Here is a 4,308-nt window from a genome sequence, read left to right as displayed (position 1 = left end):
CCTGTCATCGACGCGCGGCTTGCCGTGGGGCTTCGGGAAGAAGGGCTCCAGACGCGCCATTTGCGCATCCGCAAGCCAGAAGAGATCAGACATGTTCACCGCTCGTTTTTGAACCGTGAATCACGCCGCAAAACGGAAACCAATGGGTCACGACGCTAATAAGGAATAATGGTAAGTAAAAGAAAGTGCTGCAATATTGGGCGAGCAAATCCAATATTTCTTTCTATTTAGGTTTTATAAAGCCATTTTTCGATTTACCTATCATGATTTTAGCTTTGATTAACGGCGGTCTCAGCTCTCTCCTTTGCCTGCCGAGAGCAGATGATTATTTAATAATCAATGGTTTTAAAGCCACCATTTGCATACTTTAACCGAAAATTAATTCATTATTATTTTCGGTAAAAAATAACCACCCCAAATAACCGGAGAGCTGCCACATTTTGACCATTTTTGAACCACACGCTTTTTGGTGAAGGTTGCAACTCGCCGCTGGCCTTTTTTACGGGTCAGAAAGTTGCCGAAATTTGTTACGGTTAAGAGGTTCCGAAATCGCACTTCCTGCGTTTGTAGGTGTTTATTCCCTAAGAACATTCCTGTGGCCGGTTCCCTCGGCCAAGAGAGGATAACTCATGCCCATGGATTTCAAGAGATCAGTAAGCACTTGCGCTTCCCCTTCAATTCCTGCGCAGAAAGATGCTCGACATTTTGCCCGTGACGAGAGTGGTGCTCTTACCATTTTCGGCCTCTTTATGTTTTTGTGCATCGTCGCCTTTGTGGGCATCGGCATAGATTACATGCGCTTTGAAAAGGAACGTTCGGACTTGCAGTACACGTTGGACCGGGCTGTTCTGGCTGCGGCAGACCTTGATCAAAAGGCAGAACCCAAATCCATCGTTCGTTCGTACTTGGAAAAGGCGGGCCTTCTGGAACATGTGACCCGCATCGATGTGGTCAACAGCGCTGGTTATCGTGAGGTGTCGGCGACAGCCATTTCCGAATTCCCGACCCAATTCATGCATCTTTCCGGCGTTGATACACTGAGCGCCCCTGCGGCAAGCACTGCCGAAGAAAGCGTCGGCTTGGCCGAAATCTCAATTGTCACGGACGTCTCGACCTCGATTGACCTGCCAGCACTGCAAGCTGCTACGAAAAGCATCATTACAAAGATTGGAACAAAAAACGGGACTTGGAGCAACGAGGTTTCATTCTCACTGATCCCTTATTCCAGCCAGGTGAACGCTGGTGCGGATTTGCTGAAATACTACAATCTCGACCGCTTTCACCACCACTCACACTGTGTCAACTTTATCGACAACGAATTTAGCCAGCCTGAGCTTTCTCTGACCAGAGTGCTGGAACAAACGGCTCATTTCGACCCTTACACCGAGACAAAAGAGCCGATTCAGCATCCTGTCTGCCCAATCCGCCCCGGATCGGCGATCCTGCCGTTCCAAAACAATGAAACAGTGCTTCATAACTACGTCGACGGCCTCACTAAGCTCGCCAATCCGATTGTTGACGAGGACTCGGGCCTGGACAATGGCGCGAATTGGGGCCTTATCCTGCTGGATCCCGGTACACAGCCGGTCATCGAGAAACTTGCCACCCCCGTAGCCAAAGGTGGTGACGGTATCGTACCGGAAACATTCGACGACCGCCCTCTACCTTACAACAGCAACGTCCTAAAGGTTCTGATTCTCGTTTCCGACGGAGACAATACTGACCAGCACATGCTCAATCCGTCGATGCGCACCACCATGTCGGATATATGGTACAACGAGGACGCGGATCGCTTCTCGGTCTTTCAGTCGAATGGCTCCCCTATGTTCTGGTGGCCGCACGATAATAGCTGGCAAGATCACGCCTACGGCGAAGGAAATTCTCGGTGCACAACCAAAGGCAGTAAAACAGAATGCGTGAATGAAGACGAACCCGGCACAGCAGTACAATTGTCCTACGTTGAACTGCTGAACCTTGTGTCGTTGGAACACATTGAAAACAACATCTTCACCCAGTCACCAAGTGCCTATGGCCAATGGGAAGCCAGTGCGTTCAGCAAGAAAAACGCGGTCGCTAAGGACCAGCGCACCAAACACGTATGCAAGGCCGCCAAGGATCAGGGGGTGATTGTATTTAGTGTCAGCGTCAACGCTCCGGCGAATGGCCAAAAGGTACTGGAAAATTGTGCAAGTTCCGCCAGTCACTATTATGATGCGTCGGCCCCTGACCTCACAGATGCCTTCACATCGATCGCGTCCTCTGTCCGTATGTTGAGGTTGACACAATGATGCGTAGAATGATTTCCGCTCTGGATAAGCTCCGCCGCCAAGAAGACGGAAATGTGACCGTCGAGTTCGCTATCGTATTCCCCGCCATCTTTTTTTTGGTTCTTTCGGGGTTAGAGCTTGGTTTAGTAACACTGCAACACGCGCAGCTAGAGCGTGCCGTCGACCTGACAGTACGCGACATACGACTGAACACCGGCATCGATCCACAACACGACGACATCAAGGCTCTCATTTGCAGCCGCGCCAGTTTTATCAGCAATTGCGAAACCAGCGTGCAGTTGGAAATGATCCGCCAGGATCCTTTTGACGCCATAACGGTGCCAACTGTCCCTGACTGCACTGATCTCTCCGAAGTGGTACGCCCGGTGCGGACCTTCCACAACGGCCTTGAGAACGAGTTGATGGTTCTGCGGGCCTGCGCCAAGATCAACCCCCTTTTTCCAACGTCCGCAATGGCGAAAGCACTGGTCAACGAAGAGGGCCAGTACGCCCTTACCGCTACAACTGTCTTCGTGCAGGAGCCAAGTTAGTATCATGATCAAGCGACTTCTAACACGCCGCCCGAAACACTTCCGAGCAGGGGAAGACGGCTCAGTATCCCTCGAGGCCGTCCTCATTACTCCAATGCTTTTTTGGACGATCATGGCGGGATATACGTATTTCGAGGCCTACAGGCAGAGTGCCTCGAACATCAAAGCAGCGCACACAATTGGTGACGTGATTTCTCGCGAAGTCCGGGTAATTAACGACGCCTATATCGACTCGATGGAAGAAATGTTCAGATTGATGGTGGTCAATCAGGCCGATCTGAAAATCCGAGTTTCGCTAGTTAAATACCATGAAGACACCAACAGCCACTCGGTGGAATGGTCTGCAAATCGCGGTGGATTTACCGAAAAACTGACCCTCGCTGATGTTGCACTAATTAAAGATGCTTTGCCCCCGATGTCGGATCAAAACACGCTCATCTTGGTCGAGACGTCCAACACGTTTGTCCCCCTCTTTCGCGTAGGCTTGGGCAATATCGAACTTGAAAACTTCATTTTTACCCGACCGCGCTTTGCAAACAATATCAAAGGGAACGTCTAGCAACCGTATTTCTCAGGCGGTCTGAGTCGACCAGTTTTGCTGAGATTTGAGGAGTGCGTTCACGATTGTGACGAGCTTTCTAGCGACTGCTGTGACGATGACCTTGTGTGGCTTTCCTGCGTCCCGCAAACTATCTGCGAAGATCTTGAGTACCGGATTTTGGTGGCTTGCGACGAGAGCGGCTTGGAACACGACGTGTCTAATCTGTCGCCGTCCGCCACCAATGGCTCGCTTGCCACGCATCGCACCGCTGGGCAAGTAAGCGACTAGATCGGCGCTCGGGCGTTGCTCAGCAGCTTGCTAAAGGCTGACTGGCTGCTTGGGGATCGTGGCCATGACGCCGACTGGTTCCGAGATGCCATGAAAGACAAAGCGATACGCGCCAGCATCCCCGGCCGTAAGCAACGCAAGACCCCGGTCAAGTACGATAAGCGTAGGTACAAACGCCGCAACCGTATCGAAATCATGTTCGGCAGACTCAAGGACTGGAGACGCGTCGCAACCCGCTATGACCGCTGTCCCAAAGTATTCCTTTCTGCCATCGCGCTCGCAGCAACCGTCATCTATTGGTTATGAATCCTGACCCTAGGCATATTAGACGCCGATAGCAACCTCACCTCTCGGGGCGTCGAACGCCGTTTTGTGTCTCAAGATACCCCAATCCATTCGCGCCAGCTTGTTGGGGTCAAGATTCATAACCAGTAGACGACAGTTGCCGCCAGAGCGATGGCAGAAAGGAAGACCTTTGGACAACGGTCATAGCGGGTTGCCACACGCCTCCAAACTTTGAGCCTGCCAAACATGATTTCGATGCGGTTGCGGCGTTTGTACCTACGCTTATCGTACTTGACCGGGGTCTTGCGTTGCTTACGGCCGGGGATGCTGGCGCGTATCCCTTTGTCTTTTAACGCTTCTCGAAACCAGTCGGCGT

At 51.6% G+C, this 4,308-nt stretch carries 4 protein-coding genes and 2 pseudogenes; 4 read left to right on the top strand and 2 right to left on the bottom strand.

The genetic code is table 11. From position 1 onward, the window contains the following. Window positions 1-93, bottom strand: a pseudogene (locus ACR0J0_RS23480) (IS5/IS1182 family transposase); the annotation flags it as partial. A gap of 536 nt (window positions 94-629) precedes the next feature. Here ACR0J0_RS23480 and ACR0J0_RS23475 point away from each other — a divergent pair. The 4 genes and pseudogenes from ACR0J0_RS23475 to ACR0J0_RS23460 form a co-directional block, all read left to right on the top strand. Further along, the gene (locus tag ACR0J0_RS23475) at window positions 630-2,288 is read left to right on the top strand and encodes a TadE/TadG family type IV pilus assembly protein (RefSeq protein ID WP_480666403.1); all 1,659 of its coding nucleotides are present in this window, start codon (window positions 630-632) and stop codon (window positions 2,286-2,288) included. A gap of 8 nt (window positions 2,289-2,296) precedes the next feature. Next, window positions 2,297-2,818 (top strand): TadE/TadG family type IV pilus assembly protein, encoded by a 522-nt coding sequence (locus tag ACR0J0_RS23470; RefSeq protein ID WP_480666402.1) that lies wholly within the window; start codon window positions 2,297-2,299, stop codon window positions 2,816-2,818. A gap of 4 nt (window positions 2,819-2,822) precedes the next feature. Further along, window positions 2,823-3,377 (top strand): TadE/TadG family type IV pilus assembly protein, encoded by a 555-nt coding sequence (locus ACR0J0_RS23465; protein ID WP_480666401.1) that lies wholly within the window; start codon window positions 2,823-2,825, stop codon window positions 3,375-3,377. A gap of 246 nt (window positions 3,378-3,623) precedes the next feature. Beyond that, window positions 3,624-3,953: pseudogene (locus ACR0J0_RS23460) on the top strand (transposase); the annotation flags it as partial. Window positions 3,954-4,069: 116 nt separating this feature from the next. Here ACR0J0_RS23460 and ACR0J0_RS23455 read toward each other — a convergent pair. Then, on the bottom strand, window positions 4,070-4,308 hold a 239-nt coding region (locus ACR0J0_RS23455; RefSeq protein WP_480666399.1), incomplete at its 5' end, for a transposase.

This window comes from Ruegeria sp. BF12 (genome assembly GCF_056538705.1).
The sequence above is the reverse complement of the archived record's forward strand: the minus strand, read 5'-3'. Positions and strand labels throughout refer to the sequence as shown.

Excerpts from the sequence above, each read along its gene's own strand:
- ACR0J0_RS23470 (WP_480666402.1), top strand. The coding sequence starts at position 2,297 with ATGATTTCCGCTCTGGATAAGCTCCGCCGCCAAGAAGACGGAAATGTG.
- ACR0J0_RS23465 (WP_480666401.1), top strand. The coding sequence starts at position 2,823 with ATGATCAAGCGACTTCTAACACGCCGCCCGAAACACTTCCGAGCAGGG.
- ACR0J0_RS23475 (WP_480666403.1), top strand. The coding sequence starts at position 630 with ATGCCCATGGATTTCAAGAGATCAGTAAGCACTTGCGCTTCCCCTTCA.